At 42.0% G+C, this 20843-nt stretch carries 14 protein-coding genes; 4 read left to right on the top strand and 10 right to left on the bottom strand.

Going from position 1 to position 20843, the window contains the following annotated elements:
- Positions 1-58 precede the first annotated feature (58 nt).
- Both JO154_RS21060 and JO154_RS21055 read right to left on the bottom strand, forming a co-directional pair.
- Positions 59-610, bottom strand: a complete 552-nt coding sequence (locus tag JO154_RS21060) for a hypothetical protein (protein WP_291949202.1) — start codon at positions 608-610, stop codon at positions 59-61.
- Between the two features lie 158 nt (positions 611-768).
- Positions 769-1743 carry a hypothetical protein gene (locus JO154_RS21055; RefSeq protein ID WP_291949200.1) on the bottom strand — a complete coding sequence of 325 codons (975 nt, stop codon included), beginning with the start codon at positions 1741-1743 and terminating at the stop codon, positions 769-771.
- Between the two features lie 255 nt (positions 1744-1998).
- On the opposite strand from JO154_RS21055, the gene JO154_RS21050 reads away from it, so the two are divergent.
- Positions 1999-2970, top strand: coding sequence for a DNA/RNA non-specific endonuclease (locus tag JO154_RS21050; RefSeq protein WP_291949198.1), 972 nt, complete (start codon positions 1999-2001; stop codon positions 2968-2970).
- Positions 2971-3067: 97 nt separating this feature from the next.
- Here JO154_RS21050 and JO154_RS21045 read toward each other — a convergent pair whose 3' ends face one another.
- Positions 3068-3820, bottom strand: a complete 753-nt coding sequence (locus tag JO154_RS21045; RefSeq protein ID WP_291949196.1) for an SDR family oxidoreductase — start codon at positions 3818-3820, stop codon at positions 3068-3070.
- A 130-nt stretch (positions 3821-3950) separates the two neighbouring features.
- On the opposite strand from JO154_RS21045, the gene JO154_RS21040 reads away from it, so the two are divergent.
- Positions 3951-4316 (top strand): helix-turn-helix domain-containing protein, encoded by a 366-nt coding sequence (locus tag JO154_RS21040; RefSeq protein ID WP_291949194.1) that lies wholly within the window; start codon positions 3951-3953, stop codon positions 4314-4316.
- 126 nt (positions 4317-4442) lie between these two features.
- On the opposite strand, the gene JO154_RS21035 is transcribed toward JO154_RS21040, so the two are convergent.
- Positions 4443-6530 (bottom strand): DUF5689 domain-containing protein, encoded by a 2088-nt coding sequence (locus tag JO154_RS21035; RefSeq protein ID WP_291949192.1) that lies wholly within the window; start codon positions 6528-6530, stop codon positions 4443-4445.
- A 55-nt stretch (positions 6531-6585) separates the two neighbouring features.
- The gene (locus tag JO154_RS21030; RefSeq protein ID WP_291949190.1) at positions 6586-9126 is read right to left on the bottom strand and encodes a TonB-dependent receptor; all 2541 of its coding nucleotides are present in this window, start codon (positions 9124-9126) and stop codon (positions 6586-6588) included.
- Between the two features lie 383 nt (positions 9127-9509).
- On the opposite strand from JO154_RS21030, the gene JO154_RS21025 reads away from it, so the two are divergent.
- Both JO154_RS21025 and JO154_RS21020 read left to right on the top strand, forming a co-directional pair.
- Positions 9510-10556 carry an endonuclease/exonuclease/phosphatase gene (locus tag JO154_RS21025; protein ID WP_291949188.1) on the top strand — a complete coding sequence of 349 codons (1047 nt, stop codon included), beginning with the start codon at positions 9510-9512 and terminating at the stop codon, positions 10554-10556.
- 146 nt (positions 10557-10702) lie between these two features.
- A complete protein-coding gene (locus JO154_RS21020) occupies positions 10703-12247 on the top strand; it encodes a hypothetical protein (protein WP_291949185.1) in 1545 nt (514 codons plus the stop codon).
- Positions 12248-12284: 37 nt separating this feature from the next.
- Here the strand turns inward: JO154_RS21020 and JO154_RS21015 are convergent, their stop codons facing one another.
- The 5 genes from JO154_RS21015 to JO154_RS20995 form a co-directional block, all read right to left on the bottom strand.
- The gene (locus JO154_RS21015; protein ID WP_291949183.1) at positions 12285-13004 is read right to left on the bottom strand and encodes a hypothetical protein; all 720 of its coding nucleotides are present in this window, start codon (positions 13002-13004) and stop codon (positions 12285-12287) included.
- Positions 13005-13113: 109 nt separating this feature from the next.
- The gene (locus tag JO154_RS21010; protein WP_291949181.1) at positions 13114-13668 is read right to left on the bottom strand and encodes a hypothetical protein; all 555 of its coding nucleotides are present in this window, start codon (positions 13666-13668) and stop codon (positions 13114-13116) included.
- Between the two features lie 23 nt (positions 13669-13691).
- Entirely contained in the window at positions 13692-16064 is a 2373-nt protein-coding gene (gene pilV / locus JO154_RS21005; protein WP_291949179.1) for a shufflon system plasmid conjugative transfer pilus tip adhesin PilV, read from the bottom strand.
- 22 nt (positions 16065-16086) lie between these two features.
- On the bottom strand, positions 16087-18450 hold the full coding sequence (locus JO154_RS21000) for a tail fiber domain-containing protein (RefSeq protein ID WP_291949177.1): 2364 nt from the start codon (positions 18448-18450) through the stop codon (positions 16087-16089).
- Positions 18451-18472: 22 nt separating this feature from the next.
- On the bottom strand, positions 18473-20842 hold the full coding sequence (locus JO154_RS20995; protein ID WP_291949175.1) for a tail fiber domain-containing protein: 2370 nt from the start codon (positions 20840-20842) through the stop codon (positions 18473-18475).
- Position 20843 lies beyond the last annotated feature (1 nt).

Raw genomic sequence — 20843 nt, 5'->3', positions numbered from 1 at the left:
ATCGTTCTCAATTGTAAGTTGATAGTAAGCCACGCAACACAGTTTTATATAGGAAGACTTATGACACTTTATCTGAACGCCCCATCCATTTCCGTACCTGTCGTACTATCCAGGGTTTTCCTAATTTAATAGGAACGCCTAAAAAGTCGGCGATTAGTGTACTGTTTCGTTCATAATCATTCTTCCTCATTCTTCTACAGATCTGGATTTGACGGGTTTCTGTTACAATGAATAAAGTGTAGTAGGGGATTCCCTTCGAGTTGTTTTGCTTTCGGGCTTCCAGGTAATCCGTTTGCGTATTGATTGGAAGGAATTCTCCATTGACATAAAAATGCGTTTTCCCTTCGCGGATAATCTCAATATCCTTATCCTTCAATGTGCGAACAATGGTGTACACTGCTACTCCCAACATTAGTGCAACAAAGATGATGAGTGAGATATAATTATCTTGTAACTGCGTTACGCCCGCCATATATTCCGCGAGGGAAAAATAAGTAACAGCAGATATTGTGAGCACAGAAAACAGGATCGTGAGGATAATTACTCTTTGTCTGTTTTTAATGAGGATTAACCGATTTTGCTCTATTGTTAGTTCATAGTAACCTGGCATACAGGGAAATATCTAGGTATAAAAGATACAACATTCCTATGCAATTTTGTTGCCATATCATAGCAATACTTGGATATTTTGGGAACAAGACAACTATGAGTGATGATACTAGCCTATCTATAAAACAACAGCCTGGCATTCGCCAGGCTTCACACTTATTATTTATTCACTTTTTCCTGTAGGGCATTGACCTGTTTTTGAAGTTCAATTACGTATAGGGTAAGTTCTTCTACTTTTTGCAAGAGTTTTTTATTCATTTCTCCGAGGTCCTGGCCATTCTTTTCAACATCATTAGCGGCAGGAATTTCAGGCAAATGACGATGGGTACGGATATATTCTTCCACTGCTGATAAGGATGGTAATGGGTAATCATCTGCAAACACATAATCAGGCCAGCCGGTCGCGGTTACTTTTACTTTTTGTGCGGTGATAGTACCTGCCACCGCCAGTTTTGACTGAGGTGCGGTTGTTCCGATACCAACATCTCCCCAATAGGTGATACGCATTCTTTCTGAACCCGCAGAGGTGGCAAAAGTAAGAAATCCATCTCCGGCATTAGCTCCCCGATGAAAGTTAATCGATGAATTGAGGTAAGGTCCAAAATAATGCTCCAGGGAATAAGATCGGGCGTTTATGGGTTGCGTATTACCTGCCTTTACAGCCAGACAGTTACCAATAGCATTATCATTCCATTCTGGTAGGCGTGCGAGTATACTGGTAATTACCTCTGTATTATTTGTGGAAGCCAATCCCACATCGAATTGCGCTCTTGGATTATCGGTCATCAATCCGGTTTTACCATCTCTGATCAATACCACCTGAGACCAAGGCGTATTAGGAAGATTCTGGGTTTTCCGGAAATACAGTTTTTGATCAAAGAAACTCCCCGCAAACTGCATGGCAAAATGGTTCTGAGGATTGGAGTGCTTTACATCCAACAAATGCCACCAATCAGCAGCTCCGGCAGGATAATTAATGGGGTCAAAGGCTTGGTAGAAGCCAGAAAGATTACTCGTATCGTCAGCATTATTTCTGTAATCTGTACGGGAACCTGCTTCGCCCCATTTAACTTCTTGTGCAAATGCACCACCTCCAATAAGGATTAAACCAAACAACAATAAACTTTTCTTCATAGTAAAGGATTAAAATTTAAACAACAAATTTGCTACGTACTGTTGACTCGGGGAGCAAATTTATCAAAAACATAGCTGCCATCCCAGTTTTCATCATCAAGATAATATTGCAATATAAACAACTCATTAAGAATTTATCCTGACGGTCTATTCCACGAAATAATCGCTAAATTGCGTCCTCTAAAATCGTCGATAGTAACTATATTCCTAATTGTACTTTAACATTAACGTTTAAATTCACAACGTCGAACTTATATGAGACTGAATTTCAGATTATGGGGTATTTATGCCGCCATGTTAGTGATCGCCGCCTGTACCAAAGATGATATTCGTAAAGCAGCACCACCAGTAAACCAAAACAAACCTGATACCATCGTCTATAAACCACCTGTAGACAATGGCCCTATTGATAACGGCACTTCTCTGAGCGATGATACCCATCTGTTGCTGGGCAACCCTACTGATGCTACTAGAAACCTGACACAGATTGAGAACTATCTGATGGATCAGAAATATTTTGTTGAAGCATATAGTAAAAATCGTGGTACGCCTGTATGGGTAAGCTGGCACCTCTCTTCCGATGATATCGGCAGCAGCGGTAGAAGCAATAATTTTCACGCAGACCCGAGTCTACCTTTATCCTGGTATGCGGTAAATGAAAATAGTTATAAAAACAGTGGTTTTGACCGCGGACATAATTGTCCTTCCGGCGACCGTACCAATACTGACATTGCCAATAACACCACCTTCCTCATGACCAACATGATCCCGCAGGCGCCTATGCAAAACCAAGGCCCATGGGAAGGTCTGGAAGACTATGCCCGTAATACCCTTGTAGGTACCGGTTATGAAGCTTGGATCATCATGGGTTCTTATGGCAAAGGAGGCAAAAACTCCAGCGCGGTTAGTGTAACAACTGTTGACAATGGTAATATTACCGTTCCTGCTTCTGTATGGAAAGTAATACTGGTAATTCCTAAAGGCAATAACGACCTTGCTCGTATTGATGCCAATGCTACCATCGTGGCGGTTGACATGCCTAATGACAATACCTTGTATACCACCAGCGGTACCGGAAAAGCTGCCTGGAAAAATTACGTACTGACCGTTAATGAACTGGAAGCTAGAGTAAACGCGTCTATTAAAGACCAAGGCCTTACGCTCAACCTGTTTAAAAATATTCCTGAAGGAATCAGAACACAACTGAAGGCAAAATTATTCAAATAAGCCTATTTCCCCCTACGAAAACGAAAAGCCGGAGCAGGACATCATCCTACTTCGGCTTTTTCTTTTGACGGTATTATACCGAGAACTGGCTGTCTCCCTAAAAAGCATATCTTCTCATTCCTCCATCTACTACCGCTACGGTTCCTGTGACATAACTCGCTCTGGGCGATGCCAGGAATACAGCCATATTAGCGATATCCTCCGGCTTTCCGAAATCTCCCATGGGTATTTCCCGCTCTGCAAATTTTTTACGCTCTTCTCCTGCGAATATGCGCCTGATCTGCGCACTGTCAATAATACCTGGTTGGATAGAATTCACCCGAATGCCATAAGGCGCCAACTGAGAGGCTAACTGTTTAGCCCATACGATCAGACTGGCTTTGGCTACAGCAGATGCATTGACGGAACGTAATTCGTATGTACTGGCCAAATTCAGGATAACGCCTTCTTTCCGCTCCATAAAATGTGGCAATATTAATTGGGTCAGTCTTCTGTGCTGCGTAAAATCAAGTGTAAGAGAGGCTTCCCAGGCTTCATCCGATCCTATCACGTCCAAAGGCTGACTACGGCCAGCATTGTTCACCAGGATATCTACCTGTTTCAATCGGTCAAATGCTGCTGCAGCTATTTTCTGCGGTCCATCGGCGGCGGTGAAATCCTGACTCAACAACTGTGGTGCTACTCCTCCTGCTTGGATAATTTCATCTCTCATTTCCTGGAGTGCTACCTCATCTCTTGCTACAGCCAATACTTCCACCCCTTCCAGCGCTAATTCTTTCGTGATAGCTCGTCCGAGCCCTTGACTTGCGCCGGTTACAACCGCTTTTTTCCCGCTTAAATGTAAGTTCATATACTTTCTGCTTTATGTAATGTTTAGCAGAATGTCTGGCCAGAAATTCTTTTGTAAAAGTAGGTGGTTGATATTAATTTTAGAATAGGTACTACCAATTGTGTGGTACGAACAAACATGTTAGTTAGTTATGGGAACCAGAAAACAAAGCTCAACGTATACCCGAAATGAAAAGCTCATTATCAACTGTAATATGTCTTATGCAGTACACGTAATAGGTGGGCGATGGAAGCTACTACTATTGGACAAAATCAGGAAAGGTACCTCCAGGTACAGCGACCTCAAAAAGGAATTTTCGTATATCAGTGAACGTATGCTCACTTTACAGCTAAAATCCATGGAACAAGATGGACTCATTATTAGGAACGTATTTGCAGAAGTGCCTATTCGCGTGGAATATACGCTTACTCCTGCCGCTACTGAATTGATTCCTATATTGGATTTACTAAGCACCTGGGGGAGCAAACAACGTGCGTTACAAGGGGATAACAGTTAAATGTTTATTGTGTAAAATAGAGCTGAATAAAAAAAGGATTGACGTCTGCGACGTCAATCCTTTTTTTATCTTTTCGTCGTTCCTGCCCATCGGGCAGGAACGACATGCAGGAAAGGGTTGCCCCTATTACCATGAGAATTTCACATCATCAATAGCACTGGTAGCACGGTTACCAGTACCAGTAGTAGCGGCTGTGGTGATAATACGAATGTATACTTTACCTGTCTGGTTATCCAGTGCAGAGCCAAAGTCTACATTAATCGTATTGTTAGACTGCGCCAGTCCCCCTGTTGTCAGGGTGCCAGTTACGTTAGTAGCTTTCGTAAAAGTGCTTGGATTATCGCCGAAACCATAATCTACATACCAAGTGGTTGTTCTTCCAGAGGTAGCATCCAGTGATTGCAGGGAGAAAGACATTTTCAGGTTCGATTTACCTTTGGTATCGTTCACTTCAAATGTGTAGGCAACCGCTTCAAATGTACCTGTTTGACGAACACCCAGTGCCCTGTTTGTAGAAGCTGCCTGGGTCAGGCTATCGCTGGCTGCAGTGATAGAGGCATCATTAGCAGAAGCTAAGTTTTTGAATGCACCGGTTGTTTCTTTCCACATAGGTCTCAAAGCTGGTTTCAGCGCATTCGCTGCAGCAGGATCAGCACCCAAAGTTGTAGCAGTAGGAATTTTCAACGTAACCCCTGCAGGCAGACCATTGCTGAGATTATTAAAATCAATCAGATATGGAGAAGTACCCAGTACGATGTTGGTAGCAGGGTTTACCGCACCACCTACAATGTCGCTAGAAGAACGCAGTCCCAGTTGAGTTACAGTATCGGTAGCGGTTGCAGACAAGAATACGGATAAATATCCAGTTACAGTTGCATTCGTCAATGGAGCATTGATTGCGATAGCAGGATCTTTCACATATGCTACGATGTTACCGGTAGTTGCATCTGTAATGGTATAGTTTGCACCGCTACCAGCAGGAGTACCAGCAGATACGTTTACATTTTTCAATGTTACCAGGGTAGATGACCAGATAGATTTATTAGCGATAGCTGTTTTCACATCTGTCTGACGTGGCGTTACACCACCTGTACCATTCGCTACTACATTGGCAATAGGAACGTTTTTCAGTTCCAGTTCACCTTGGAAGGCTGTCAGGGTAGCACCACCTACATTGATATTCAGGATAGATCCTTGTGCATAGTCAGGAGAACCTTTCAAAGTATACAAGAGCACACCTGCAGAGTTGTCTGCCTGCGCAATTCTTACGTTGCCAGTAGATTCGTTCGCTGAAGAAGAAACTACGGTACCGATGATAGAAGTATTAGCAGGGATTACTACATCCGCACCTTTATACATTTTTCTCAGATCGCCGATAGTAATGGTAGTAGCAGAAGTACCGTCGCAACGAGTGCCAGTCATCAGGCGCACGTCAGCAGTATCACGGATCACGAACTGGCTGGTAGTGTTAAAGAAAGTATAGATACCAGTGATATTACCTTTACCACCAGGCACTTTAATACCAGCGAAGTTGGCATAGCTGGAAGTACGCATTACTACAGCACCGCTAGCACAGTTTACCAGGTTGATATTTACGTTAGCAGCGGCTTTAGTAGTATCTGCATAGGTTTTATTCATATCAGCAGTAGCTACTTGCATGTCTTTCAGCGTAATCAGCATATTCTGGTATTTCTGGCTCAGTTTATCCACAGTCAGTTCCAATGGAACTACTACGTTGCCAGAGCTACCTCCCACCAGGAAAGAGTCGATTACAGCAGAAGGAATACGTACTGGCTGGTTTTGGTCATTTACACCCAGACCCAGTTCCAACAGTCCGCCATAAGCGCCCAGGGTCAGACCTTTCGCTTTTACGAACACTTTACGACCAATAGGATATTTTGCATTCAGGTTAGATGCATCCAACTGAATGTTGATACCGCCAGTGCTATCTTGGATAACAATCTGTTTAAATAAGTTACCGGATTTATCATCACCGATTACTACACCGGAAAATACCATGTTGTCGGTGATAGTTACAGGGCTGCCTTTATACAGCGCCTGCAGGTCAGCGATGCCGCTATTAACCACGATGGCAGGCTCTCCACTGTTATAAGGAGGCTCGTCAAAAGTTTTTTTACATGAAACGATTGCTAATGCTCCCAGCAGGGCTAAACCTCCAGAAAACCTTACGAATTGTTTACACAATTTGTTCATCAGATGTATTATTTAATAAGTTATTTATTTAGTTAGATGTATTCAGGTGCCGGTATTACATTCTCAGACCCAGGCTGACAAAGTAATTCAGACCGTAGGCGTAGTAGTATTTAGCCGGGAATTTGTTTACGTTTTTATCGGTATAGTCGAAACGGAGCTGTTCAAAGCCGCCAGTTCTCATCTTGGTATTGTTCAGGAGGTTGTTAATACCTGCGGTAAACACCAGTGTAGATCTTACTTTACCAGTTTTTACAGAGAAGGTTTTACCACCATAGATATCAACAGTGTATTGAGATGGCAATTGCTCCTGAGCGAGGATGCTCTTCCAGAGATCAGAACCAGGTTTCACGCCAGTAGTAGCGCGCTCTGTGCGCCTGATAGGGTTCATATCTACCCACATCTGATCAAAGTAGTTGAAGTTCAGGTTAGCAAACCAGTATTTCTTACCTTGATAGTTCAGGCCTACAGTATATGCCTCTTGCGGAGTTTGACCGATGCGGTAGTTTTTGGAATATACCGTTTCGTTGGCCAGGATTGCAGAACTGTTATCTACCGTTACAATCGCATTCTGGCGACTATTATAGTAGTAACGACCGATATTAGCAGCAGCTTTCACGCTCAGGCCTTTATAAATCGGAGCTTCCACGCCGATTTCCACTCCATAATGCTCTTTACCAATATTGGTCAGGGCGTAGTTTACGAGGTTCTGGTAGCTGTCGTCATAATAAGATAGTACATCCATACCATCTTTGAAGTTGGTATAGTAACCATTCAGACGGAATTTCAGTTTCTCCCAGTTCAATACATAACCAGCTTCTATATCCAGGATTTTCTCGGAACGAAGATCTCCCTGAGCTGTATTACGATTACGAGGAGAGATAAATACATTCTCTACGAAAGGAGCTCTTGAAGTATAAGCAGCATTTGCGAACAGATAGTTACGACCATCTATTTTATAGGTCACGCCGCCTTTTGCAGATACATTATTGAAAGTAAATACATCAGATTTACCTTTTGAATTATCAGGATACAGACCATTTCTCACGTTACCGGTTCTCCACATGCTGGTATAAGTATAGTTTCCAGCGAGGAACACATCAAAGTGATCAAATTTCAGTACCGTCTGTGCAAAAGCTTTCGCTTCATTCAGCGTCAGGGTGTAGTTGTAGCCGAATTCATCTCCTTTTTTCAGGATACGGTTCGGGTTATCCACATCAAACTGGTTCATATTGGTATTACCTGGAAAGTCTCTTTCAGCAAACTGATTGAGGTTTACGAAGTAATCGCCACCCAGCAGATCATTTACCCTTTCGAAATTGCGGTCTTCTTGTCTGTTATAAGTGAAGCCTGCAGTGAACTCATGATTTTTACCATAAGTGGTGTTATATACCGTATTGAAGTTTGCTTTCTTGGTATAAGTCACTTTATCTTCCAGGATATAGCGGGACATATGACCAGCTACACCTTTCATGCCGGCAGCATTATGACGGTTGACATCATATAGGTTATCCCAGTTTACCTGACGGTAGCTGATATTATTTCTGTAGAGGTCTGTCAGCATTGCTTTTACAGCCGGATCGGTAGCATAGCTAGGTAGATTGCGGTAGTAATCTGGTCTTGGGTCTGGTGCATTGTACCAATCTAATACAGTGCGGGCTCTTTCACCGAAGTTGTAGCTCACAGCGGTTTTCAGACTGCTCTTATTATTGATCGTCCATTCGTGGCTCAGGATAAAGAACGGTTGGAAAGTAGTAGTGTAGTTAGCGCTACGTTTCTTGCCTTCTTGATATCCCCAGGAAGGGTTGTAGAAGTTACTTCCAGCGAGATCGTACATTTCCTGCGTAGCAGCGGACTGTCCGCCGGTGGCTGTGGGCGTACCGAAGGTAGTGAATGACAACAGGTGATTTTTGTTGATTTTCTTATCAACAGAAGCATAGTAAGAGGCGCCGTTATAATAAGTACCTTGTACAAATCCTTCGCCGGCATAGCGGAAAGATCCAGCCAGCGAGAAGGCCCAGCCATTGGCAAGCATTCCTGACGACCAACTTGCCATTACACGGTTATTATAGTTACGATTAGACTGTGCATAGCTTACGCTCAGTTCTTTACGCTGCTTTGAAGCGCGTATATCGATGTAGTTTGCACCACCGATATCTCCAAAACCGAAATCGATAGGACGCAGACCATTACTGGTAACCCTGCTATGCATTACATCATTTAGGCCACCCCAGAGACTCCAGGAGGTATAACCATTGGTAAGGTTTTTAACCGGCGCACCATTGATATAGGTATCAAAGTAAGATGCATCGTAACCACGAAGTCTGAACCTCGCGACATTGAAATTGAATACACCGGAATAATAAGGATCGCGGCCTCCATAGAGGATCGAAGAAATACTCTGGCCTGATGAGCCGGTGTTGTTATCCGCATCATTCTCATCCAGTACCACAACCGGGATATTACTTTTAATATCATCCTTCAGCTCTTGTACGGCAACGCTGTCTTTTTTCACCTGGGCGAAAACAGCAGGAGCAGCCAGTACAAAGCCAATTCCGGCAAAAAGTTTTTTTGAAAAAAACCTGGCAGATCTATTCATGCATTAAAGTTTGTACAATACACGTTTGTTAAATAAGCTAATCATCTATCTTGTAGATATGCTGACATTTATAGGCACTCGTACTTCGTATAGGTATCGTTGTGATCATGGCTGACAAACCTGCATCTCGTGCATTTAGGCTAGACAGTACATTTTTTTACGAACGTGCAAATTTAGGGTGGCTAGATGATAATTCCAGATTAACGATTCATTAATTCAAGGAAACTTTACATTTAATTTTAGTACCCGCTTTGTTTATCCCAGGTATTTTTACGAAGTTCGCCGCTCGTTTTTACATACAGCGATCGTAATGCAGATCAACTTATCCTGTTGACACAAAGCTATGCGACCATTATACCGATACCTTATTCTATATTAAGTACATGCAAAGAAAAAAATTCTTCTTTTTAGGTTTCCTGCTGGCCTTCTGTTGCGGCGCCTTTGCCCAAAACAAACAGTACAAGGTGGTGAATATCGGGTTCTATAACCTGGAGAACTTCTACGATACGGTGCACCAGCAAGGAGTGAACGACTACGAATTTCTTCCAGAAGGGAAAAAAAGATATACAGGAGCAGTTTATCTGGACAAACTGAATAACCTATCTTCTGTTATCAAAGACATTGGTACCGCCATTTCTCCAGAAGGACTCACCATCCTGGGTGTTTCTGAAATCGAGAACCGTGGCGTGTTAGAAGACCTTACGAATCACCCAAATCTGAAATCCAGAAATTATAAAATTGTACATTATGATTCTCCAGATGCTCGTGGCGTAGATGTTGGTTTATTATATAATCCTACACATTTCACGGTAATAGATAGTCGTCCGCTGCGGGTAGATCTTCCAGCAGATGCCAATGGATACCGTCATAAAACCCGCGATGTTCTCTGGGTAAAAGGATCGCTGGATGGTCAGACCTTCCATATTTTTGTAAACCACTGGCCAAGCCGTCTGGGAGGAGAAGCTGCAAGTGCGCCTAATAGGGCTGCAGCGGCACAGGTTTGTCGCCAAATGATTGATTCTATTTCCCAATCAGAACCAGATGCCAGCATCGTTGTAATGGGCGATCTGAATGATAACCCTACAAACGAGAGCATTACCAAAGTATTGAAAGCAGGAGGTAACCAGGATAAACTGAAAGCGGGTGAGCTCTTCAACCCGTGGGTATCTTTCTACAACAAAGGTATCGGTACCCTGGCCTACCAAGATGCATGGGCACTCTTTGATCAGATCATGATTTCACAGGCCTTGCTGGCAAAGAAAGACGATCAGTTCCGCTTTTATAGAGCAAATATTTTCAAAAGAGATGATATGATCCAGTCATCCGGAAAATATAAAGGCTATCCTAAACGCACCTACGATTTTGATAATTACGCAGGTGGTTTCAGCGATCACTTCCCCACATATCTGACTTTTATCAAAGCGTTATAAACTATTTTGTATTATTTAGGGAGACACCAGGGCCTTTGTCCTGGTGTCCTTTTTTATGCTTGGGCGGAGATAAACTTATCGAGATAAAAGTCACGATCGCATGTTTTCTTAACAGCAGTAATTTTGCATTAAATCAGTATACGCCTATGAAAGCCAGTAAAATATTACTGCTGTCAACAAGTCTACTTTTAGCTACAGGAGTACATTCCCAGGTAAAACAAATTGCAGAAAGCAGCAGCACCTTTGATGAGGAAACCGAAGGTATTCCAACCATTTACACTATGGATAATGGCAGTACCATTTATCTACATTTCTTTAAAAAGAAAATTCTTTACAAGTATTATGATCCGCAGCATAATCTGAAAGTGGAAAAAACCTTAAATGGAGACGATTTCGGAGACAAAACCCCACCTTACTATAGCAATAAGTTAGTGAGAGTAAAGGATAACCTGATACTAATAACTCCCGCCACCAAAGAAGAACAAGACCGAACCACATTCAATGGCAAGGATGGAAGCTTCAAAAGAGATAGAATCAAGTATTATAGCAAATACCAAAATATCATAGGTATTAATAACAGAGAAGGATATGCGATTTGCAGCTACTGGCCCGATGAAAAAGTTTGGGTTAGTACCTATTCCAGCGACAATAAGTTAGTGTCCAATCAGGAATACGACAACCCTTCTATGCAACAAGGTTTTGGCAACAAACATCCCCTGTTTGATGATGATAACCGACAACTATGTCACCTGGGAGGTAATAACTTCGCTATACTTTCGAGAATAGCCAGTTTCATGGATGACAAAGGAAGCAGCTTTGTACTGAGATGTATCATTAATGGCAAGCTGACGGCAAAAAAATTACCCTTCTTTCAGGATTTGAATGTGGCAGGTTTCATGATGCAGTATAATCCCGTTAGTAAAAAACTGTTCATCATGGCCACTATACTTAACTCAAAAAAACAGTACAAGTATGGAATGGCGGTAGTCAATCCGGAAAACCTGGATGATAGCAAACAGATGGAATTGACGACTGACAGAGCGAATGAGGCATTTAAAAATGGATTCAAAACAGCAGATAATTTCTCCGGAACAGTAGAAGATTTCATGGTTCATCCGGATGGTCAGATGACCGCATGGCTATCCGACCGCGAATATGAAATTTCAAACGGTGCAGTTGACCAGCTTCTGTTTCCTGGCGCCAAGCTTAGCCACCTGGTGGTACTCCAAATGGATGCAAACGGAAAAGAAACGTCCAGTAGTATTTATCCTATGTATCGCCGGTTATTCTTTGAGGCGGCTAAACCCATGTCTGGCCGCATTAACAGAGAATATGGACAAGAGCTGGGAAAAGGATACGTTTATACATTACCGATATACGTAGCTGCCAACAAAAAAAATTATCTGTTCATCAATGATCTCAAAGAAAATCCAGAACGGATACAGGCGGGGAAACTGCCAAACTCCACTAAAAAAGTGAGCGATTTCAACGCTTATTATGCAGAGATTGGAGATAAAAGTGGGGGTGTCCTGCAAGTAAATCCGGTAATCCCATCTACTGGAAACTCTGGCTCTCAGGCGCTGATGCAGTTTAACACTTATGATTATAATCCATCCACCAATACCATGGCGACATTAAAAATCACTAATGGGAGAAGAAGCAATATGCGAGTGGTTTGGCTCGAATTATAAAATAGTTAATAGGGAGACAGCCAGCTCTGTCTCCCTATTATTTTTCAATGATATGCAGATGCGGATACAAGCTATCAACAGCACCTCTTTCACCGAAATCCGGCATACAAGAAATATAAGTCAATTGTTGATTGGTATTTAATTTCAGGTAAAAGTCCCCAGGATCTTCATAAGTACCGAGCAGATAAGCCCTCATAGGATCAACTGAAACGTTCACCAATATACCATATAGGATTCCTCTGTACCAGCTTTGCGCCCCATGTGCCTGTCCTACTATGAGTAAATATTTTTTGGAGGGCCAGGTATATAACCCTAGTTGCGTTCCTTCTACAAAATCCAGATCTCCGGGAAGGTCTCCTTCCTTATTTGTTTGTGGATCAAAGAATTGTACGGGTTTATTATTGACAAATAGTTGCGAAGTGGAGGAGTCACCATTTTCTGTACCAGTCCAAATATACTTCAGTTGATAATCTTTGTTTATAAATTCAGCGGTATTCTGGAGGCGATCGTCCTCATCAGATTGATTGGTGATGGTGGATTTGGTGGGGATTAACGTAAATCGGGTAGAATCGTATCCATATGTGCCATAAACGTAATGATCAAAATCATCCAGTCCATATGCTTTTTCATTTTCCTGCTCATCTATCATAGCATCCCTCGAACGACTAACAGAAACTGAATCTGTAAGGATGGGCGTATGTTCTGTACTGTTACAGGCCAACAGAAGTAAAGACAGCAATGGCGGGATAAATTTCATTTTTAATCTGAAAATAAGAAATTTCAGAATTATAGCTGATTCAATTTTTCCCGCCATTTTCTGGCTAAAGTCTCCTACTTATAATTCAGAAAGAGAACACTAACATGCATTAAAAGCATGCATCCATAGTAACCTCCATTGTTGATCGATAAGCGCGTGTTCCATCACTCCATACATAGTCCGAGTAAACACGATACCAATAGAGCGAAAAAGGTCTGTTAGGAGGTGATGGAGGGTCAACATGGTCCAATTCCTGATCATAACATCTCCACACTGCGGTTTCACAAACGCCGTTAATCATTTTTTGTAAATCTCCTGTACAGGAAGCCTTAGGAACTAATTCCTGCCATACAGGTAGTCTTCCATTTGTAGGTAATTTCGTCGCATCAATACTTATCCACAACTTGGCATTTGTTGCTGTGATGCAGTTGTTATCAGCGGGGATAGCATTCAGATTCAATGCTGTAAAATACCCTTGTGATATTTTCTGTCGAATTTCGTTATGCGTCACCAGATAGTTGTTCGTTGTTAAACGATACAGTAGAGAATTGGTAGTTGAATAGATATAAACATCCTTCAAAAGACTGACAGCACCACCTGGCAGTTGTGCAAATGATAGGCAACTAGTAAAAAGACAAATTATAAGTATGGATATCTTCTTCATATAAATAAATTCAGTTCTAATCATTAATCCTTGTTCACTTTTTTCTCCAGATTCTCCAAGCGTTTCAGCAACTCCACCATCTGGCTTTTCAGCACTTCATTTTGATCTTTCAGCGCAGCATTTTCTGCTACAATTGTTTTATTCTGCTCACTCAATTCTTGTACTGCTTTCATCGTGATGGCCAAGGAACTGTTGGTATCGAATTTATCTTGATTACGCGTAGCGAAATGCCAGTCAGTACTATCCGCGATGATACCGAAATGCAAGTTTTCTGCTTTATCATCCTTATAGACAAATTGTTTGATCTGCACTTTATTCAGCAACGGTAGCGCCGCTTCGTTGAAATCAGCGATATTTTTCTTCATGCTTGCTTTGGAGGATTGGTAAAAGCCGCTGGCGAAGAGGCTGCCGCTGGCATCGCGCTGGGCTAAATAATTGGGAGTGGCAGAGGTAGAAAATAGTAAATTCCCAGCGTGATAAATTACATTGTTTTTAATAGTCGGATCGCCGTTGTTAGGAACTCTCATTGTATAACCATTCTGGCCCACATGAAATTCACCATCAGCTCTGAGAGTACCACCTTGCACCAAGAACGATTTTCCGTTATAGGTACGAATCCATTCGTTATCTGTCATGTAGAAACCACCTCCGAAGTCTTCAAAATAGAGCCCATGGTCACCTCTTACCCGCAACCAGTCGCTAGAAGTCAGTCCAAATTTATCAATCTGAACTTTAGGTTGGTTATCACCAGTCACAAAAATAAAACCACGGTTCAGCCCTTTCATAATAAAATACATATTGAGGTCACTGGTATACTGACTAGGGCTAGTATAACCAGATGCTGCGGGCGAGGATAAAACTATTTTAGAGTCATCACTTCCATCCCAGAAACGGAGGCCATTGCCTTCACCTGCATGTATATTCACATAATTCCTTTCGATGGTAGTATTACTATCATAAATGCGTAATATCCCTTTTATAGCTACTTCTTTATCAAAATAGAATCTGGGATTGGTTGTTTCAAAATGTGCCCATCCATTGTTATGGCAGCCCATCGTAACGGAACCAAATTCGGAATTTACACTCACAGCATCTCCATTAGTTGCTGCAGTAAGGCTCAGCTTTGAGGTAGATCCTGTAGCAGTTTTAAAAGACAATCCTTTTGCAATAATTTGGTCTCCAGCCACTACATCCCCTCCGGCAGGATTGAGGTATAAACTCCGTGATTCAACACCATTACTATCTAATGACTGAATACTAGCACCATTACTAAATGCATCCATTTTTACTAATAGGGAAGAATTACTACCAGCTCCGCGTAATCGCATATCTTCTCCTCTTACATCCAATGTGGATTGTGGATCGAGAACATTGATCCCAACATTGTATATTGAAGCTATTGAGTTACTGGGTGCTATTGAGAGGGCCGCCTTATTAGTTGCATTGCGGCGAATGTTATTATTCAAAAATGATAACCGTTCAGTGTCTGCCACAATACTCCACCTATTAGTATTAGATCCCGTAGGATCAACTCCTGCAAAATACCGATCAGCCAGTGTAAGACCACTTTGTAATCCATTGGATCTAATGTCCGCTACGTCAAGACTATTGCCTGATATGGAGCCACGTACCGTTAATGGGCCATTTGCTAATATTTGTCCATTAACTGTCAGCATAGTATTAGCGTTAGTAAATCCCCATAGTGACATCAATGTATAACCATCATTACCAAAGTTAAGCGAACTTATCCTCCCAGGACCTACTCCACCTGTCTGGGCTGCGATCCAAGATGTGGCCCGATAATTAGCTGCCCGAAATGCAATGGATGCACCACCAGTATATATACTTGAATTATTCTGAACCATTATGCTCGAATTATTTACTGGATCAAATGTGGAGGAAGAATTATAAAACGTTCCTACACCTGATAGGGAGAACCCAGCAGATTGAGGTGAACTTGGTGAGGCCTGAATAAAACCCATATCTGTCTGTTTCTTGGTATAACGGGCTGCCATGTCATCAACCAAACCTGTGGGAATTGCAATTTCGCCGCCGGCGCTTTTATGTGCGTAAAATATACCAGTTGATGATTCATATCTAAGTGAATCAATACCACCAATACCTGGCAGGGTACTCAAATCCAAGGTATCCTGCCCCACAATTGCAATCTGCGAGGTACCAATCTTCTTTAATTGTATTTTCCTAAACTCAGTACGTCCGGCACCTTTATTATATAGGTAACCATTTACACCTTGCGTCCTGTTTTCCAGGATCAATTCAGCGGTATCACATACATTGTAAATCCGAACACTGTCCGCACGAATCTGATATACTTTTTGGGCGTAGGAAATTGTTCCTATCAATAGTGGGATAAATAGCGAAATAAGTTTCTTCATGGGAAGAATTCAGTTTTATTAATTAATCCTCTTTTATCATTTTCTTCAGACTCTCCAAGCGTTTCAGCAGTTCAGACACTTTATTTCTCAACTGTTCTACTTCCTGCTTTTTTTGTAATTCAGCTATCTGTTTTCTAAGCGCTGCATTTTCCTCACTCAATTCCTGCACGGCTTTCATAGTAATAGCAAGGGAACTGTTCGTATCGAATTTATCCTGATTACGTGTAGAGAAGTGCCAGTCCGTATTATCCGCGATGATACCGAAATGCAAGTTCTCTGTTGTATCATTTTTATAGACAAATTGCTTGATCTGCACTTTGTTCAGCAACGGTAATGCTGTTTCATTGAAATCAGTGATATTTTTCTTCAGGCTTGCTTTGGAGGATTGGTAAAAGCCGCTGGCGAAGAGGCTACCGCTGGCATCGCGCCGTGCGATATAATTAGGGGATACATCTGATGAATACAGGAAGTTTCCAGCGTGGAAAATAGCTTTACCATCTATCGTTGGTATACCTGTTGCTGGTACTTTCAATTTCGTCCCATTCACGCCAACTTGCAACTCATTTTCAGTTCGGAGTATGCCCGCAACTGTATTGAAATTTTTCCCGCCAGACACACGTATCCAGGCACTATCGAGCATTTCGAATCCACCTCCATATTTCTGGAAGATTAAGCCACCAGTCCCCATCAAACGGAGCGTTTGCCCAACATACATCCCCACGACATCCATCTGAACTGCTGGGTTATTATCACCAGTTACGAACACAAATCCTCGGTTATTCCTGTTCATACGGAAGTACATATTATAATCACTGGAGAAAGGACTCAGCATGGGATATCCGGAAGCTGCTGATGACGACATGATAAGTTTCCATTCGTCACTACCATTCCAGAAATGAATACCATTATTATCTCCAACAGTGAGGTTTAAATTTTTCCCATCCAGGCCTGCCTTATCACCAATATGTAGTGCACCTGGTACATTTAAACCCTTATCGAAATAATATCCGTTGACAGTGGTTGTAAATTTAGCAGAGTCTTGCGTATTACAACCAATGTTCATAGTACCATATTGACTATTTATAGCCAGTACTGGACCTTCCTTGGATTTATCGATACTTGTTATTCCATTCATTGTGCCATAAAACTGGAGTCCAGGAGCAATCAGCATTTTGTCAGTGACGCTTCCACGCCAGATAACATCAGACAAGTTTTCACCTCTGATAGAGATGCCAAGAAAATTTCTAATACTCATTGTATCCATTGCGCGGAGAGTGCCCTCCCCATAATCAGCATACACCCTGGTAGGTTTTATATTTGTCTCTAAAGGAGCACTGGTATTGAATTTCGGTGCTAATACATAACCATTTACTTTGAAGATCGAATTCACGGTGAATGAATCGTTGCTCCATCTGGCTATTTCCTTACCCAGAGAGCGCATCGACAGGATGCCATTATCTTCTGCATTGATACCGCTATCATGACCTCCTATGGCCAGTGAAACAGTGGGGGCTGCCTGGTCATCCCCGGCATCCACATACATTATTTGTTTGCTGACATTCCCTCTCGTTAGTACGGTAGTCAAATTATCCGTCTCTAGGGCAGGCAACGGGGATACATTGATCAAGTTATTCCAGGAAACCTGCGCCTGACCGGGGGTAGAAAGGTTCCGTTTCGTGTAAGTACTGTCTGTATTTGCATATTTTTTATCCCCATAATCTTTAAACAACAGTTCTCTCCAAGCCCCCCATCCAGCAAGGTTTGTATCATCCTTTATTCTTAGGAATGCTCCTTTAGGACCAAATGTTTCGCCATCCCAGTTCACTGCCATTTGATAACCTACATCCCCATATTTTACCACATGCCCCACATAATATTTCTTGTCTGGACCAACATTAACTGGTGCTTGATCTGAAACTACTGGCATATCTGGTGAATCATAGGCGCTAAAACCAGTCACAGCACTACTTTTATAGTCTGCAAAAGGCGTTTCCGAGCCATTAGGCACCACCTTAAAATCCGGCAACGGTGCATAAATAGCATACAGATTATTCCTCTTCAGATACTTGATATAATCTCCTTCCCTGTAAGCGGTATCTATTCCGCCAATACCAGGAAGCGTATTCAAATCCAAGGTATCCTGCCCCACAATCGCAATCTGTGAGGCACCCACTTTCTTTAATTGTATTTTCCTAAATTCAGTATGGCCGGCCCCTTTGTTATACAGGTAACCATTCACACCTTGTGTCCTGTTTTCCAGGATCAATTCAGCCGTATCACAGACATTATAAATACGAACACTATCTGCACGAATCGGATATACCTTTTGGGCATAGGAGATAGTTCCTATCAACAGTGGGATAAATAGCGCAATAATTTTCTTCATGGGAAGAATTCAGTTTTATTAATTAATCCTTCTTTATCATTTTCTCTACACTCTCCACCCGTTTCAGCAGTTCAGACACTTCATTTTTCAACTGTTCTACTTCCTCGTTTTGCTGTAATGCAGCTACCTGTTTTTTAAGCACTGTATTTTCCTCACTCAATTCCTGCACGGCTTTCATAGTAATAGCCAAGGAACTGTTGGTATCGAATTTATCCTGATTACGTGTAGAGAAGTGCCAGTCCGTATTATCCGCGATGATACCGAAATGCAGGTTTTCATCTTTATCATCTTTATAGACAAATTGTTTGATCTGCACTTTGTTCAGTAATGGTAATGCGGCTTCATTGAAATCAGCGATATTTTTCTTCAGGCTTGCTTTGGAGGATTGGTAAAAGCCGCTGGCAAAGAGGCTACCGCTGGCATCGCGCTGTGCGAGGTAATTAGGGTATACATCTGAAGAATACTGCAAGTTTCCAGCATGGAAAATAGTCTTACCATCTATCGTAGGAATACCTGTTGCCGGTACTTTCAATTTTGTTCCATTCACGCCTACTTGCAACTCACTTTCAGTGCGGAGTATGCCTGTAGCTGTAGTGAAATTTTTCCCGCCATATACACGTACCCATGAATTATCGGGCATTTCGAATCCACCTCCATATTTCTGGAAGATTAAACCACCAGTCCCCATCAAACGGAGCGCTTGTGCAACATACATCCCCTGGGCATCAATCTGAACTGCTGGGTTATTATCTCCAGTTACGAACACAAATCCGCGGTTATCCCTGTTCATACGGAAGTACATATTAACATCACTGGAGAAGGGTCCCAACATCGGATATCCAGAAGTAGCTGATGACGACACGAAAATTTTCGATTCGTCACTACCATTCAAGAATCGAATACCATTACCATCTCCAGAAGCGAGGCTTAAATTTTTTCCATCCAGGACTGTATTATAACCATAATCGCCAACACGTATTGCAGTTGGTACATATAAATCCTTATCGAAATAATATCCGTTAGCAGTGGTAGTAAAACTAGCATTGGCTTGCGTATTACAGCCAATGTTCACAGTACCATACGGACTATTTATCGCTAGAATTAGATCATTGGATTTAGTGATACTTATATTTTCATTTGTTGAGTCAAGCTGAAGTCCCTGTGCAATCAGTATTCTGTTAGTAAGGTTGTTACGATTGCAAACACTTGCCAAGGTTTCTCCATCACGAGGTATACCGAGAAATTTTTTAATACTATATTGATCCATTGGGCGGATAAAGCCATCCTCTGTACCGGCATACACCCTGGAAGGGACCATACTTGTCTCCAAAGAAACAGCGGTATTGAATTTCGGTGCATATACATCCCCATTTACTTTTAAGACCGTACTCACAGTGAATGAATCGTACCTCCATCTGGCGATTTCCTTACCATAAGAACGCAGTGTTAGTATACCTAATCCACTTTCTGCATTGATACCGCTATTATTACCTCCTATACCCAGTGAAATAGTGGGAGCTGCCATGTCAGTCCCGGCATGCACATACATTTTCAGTTTGCTGACATTTCCTCGCGTTAGTACGGTAGTCAAATTATCCTGTTCTACGACACTTAGCGTGGGTACATTGATCAGGTTATTCCAGGAAACCTGCGCCTGACCAGGAGTAGAAAGATTCAGTTTTGTGTAGGTACTGTCTGTCTTTGCGTATTTTTTATCCCCATAATCTTTAAATAACAATTCTCTCCAGGCTCCCCATCCAGCAAGGTTCGTATCATCCTTGATTCTTAAAAAAGCGCCTTTAGGTCCAAAGGTTTCACCATCCCAATTCACCGCCATTTGATATCCGGTAGCGCCATACCTCACTGCATGACCGGTATAAAATAGTTTTCCAGTGCCTGGATTCACCTGAGCCTGATCTGAAACAGTCGGCATATCCGGAGAATTGTAAGCACTAAAGCCTGTCATAGCGTTATCCTTGTAATCTGTAAAAGGATTATTCTGGCCATCGGGCACTACTCTAAAATCGGGTAATGGTGCATAAATAGTGTAGAGGTTACTTTTCTTCTGATACTTAATATAATCTCCCTCCCTGTAAGCAGTATCAATACCACCAATACCAGGCAGGGTATTCAAATCCAAGGTATCCTGACCCACAATCGCAATCTGCGAGGTACCAATCTTCCTTAATTGTATTTTGCTAAATTCAGTACGGCCGGAACCTTTGTTATACAGGTAACCATTCACACCTTGTGTCTTGTTTTCTAGGATCAATTCAGCAGTATCACAGACATTATAAATACGAACACTGTCGGCACGTATTTGATATACTTTCTGAGCGTAGGTAGCTATTCCTAATAGTAATGGAATAAATAGGGCGATAATTATCTTCATG

It is taken from the genome of Chitinophaga sp. (assembly GCF_019236475.1).
Lineage (GTDB): Bacteria > Bacteroidota > Bacteroidia > Chitinophagales > Chitinophagaceae > Chitinophaga.
This window is presented reverse-complemented; position numbering and strand designations above follow the sequence as displayed.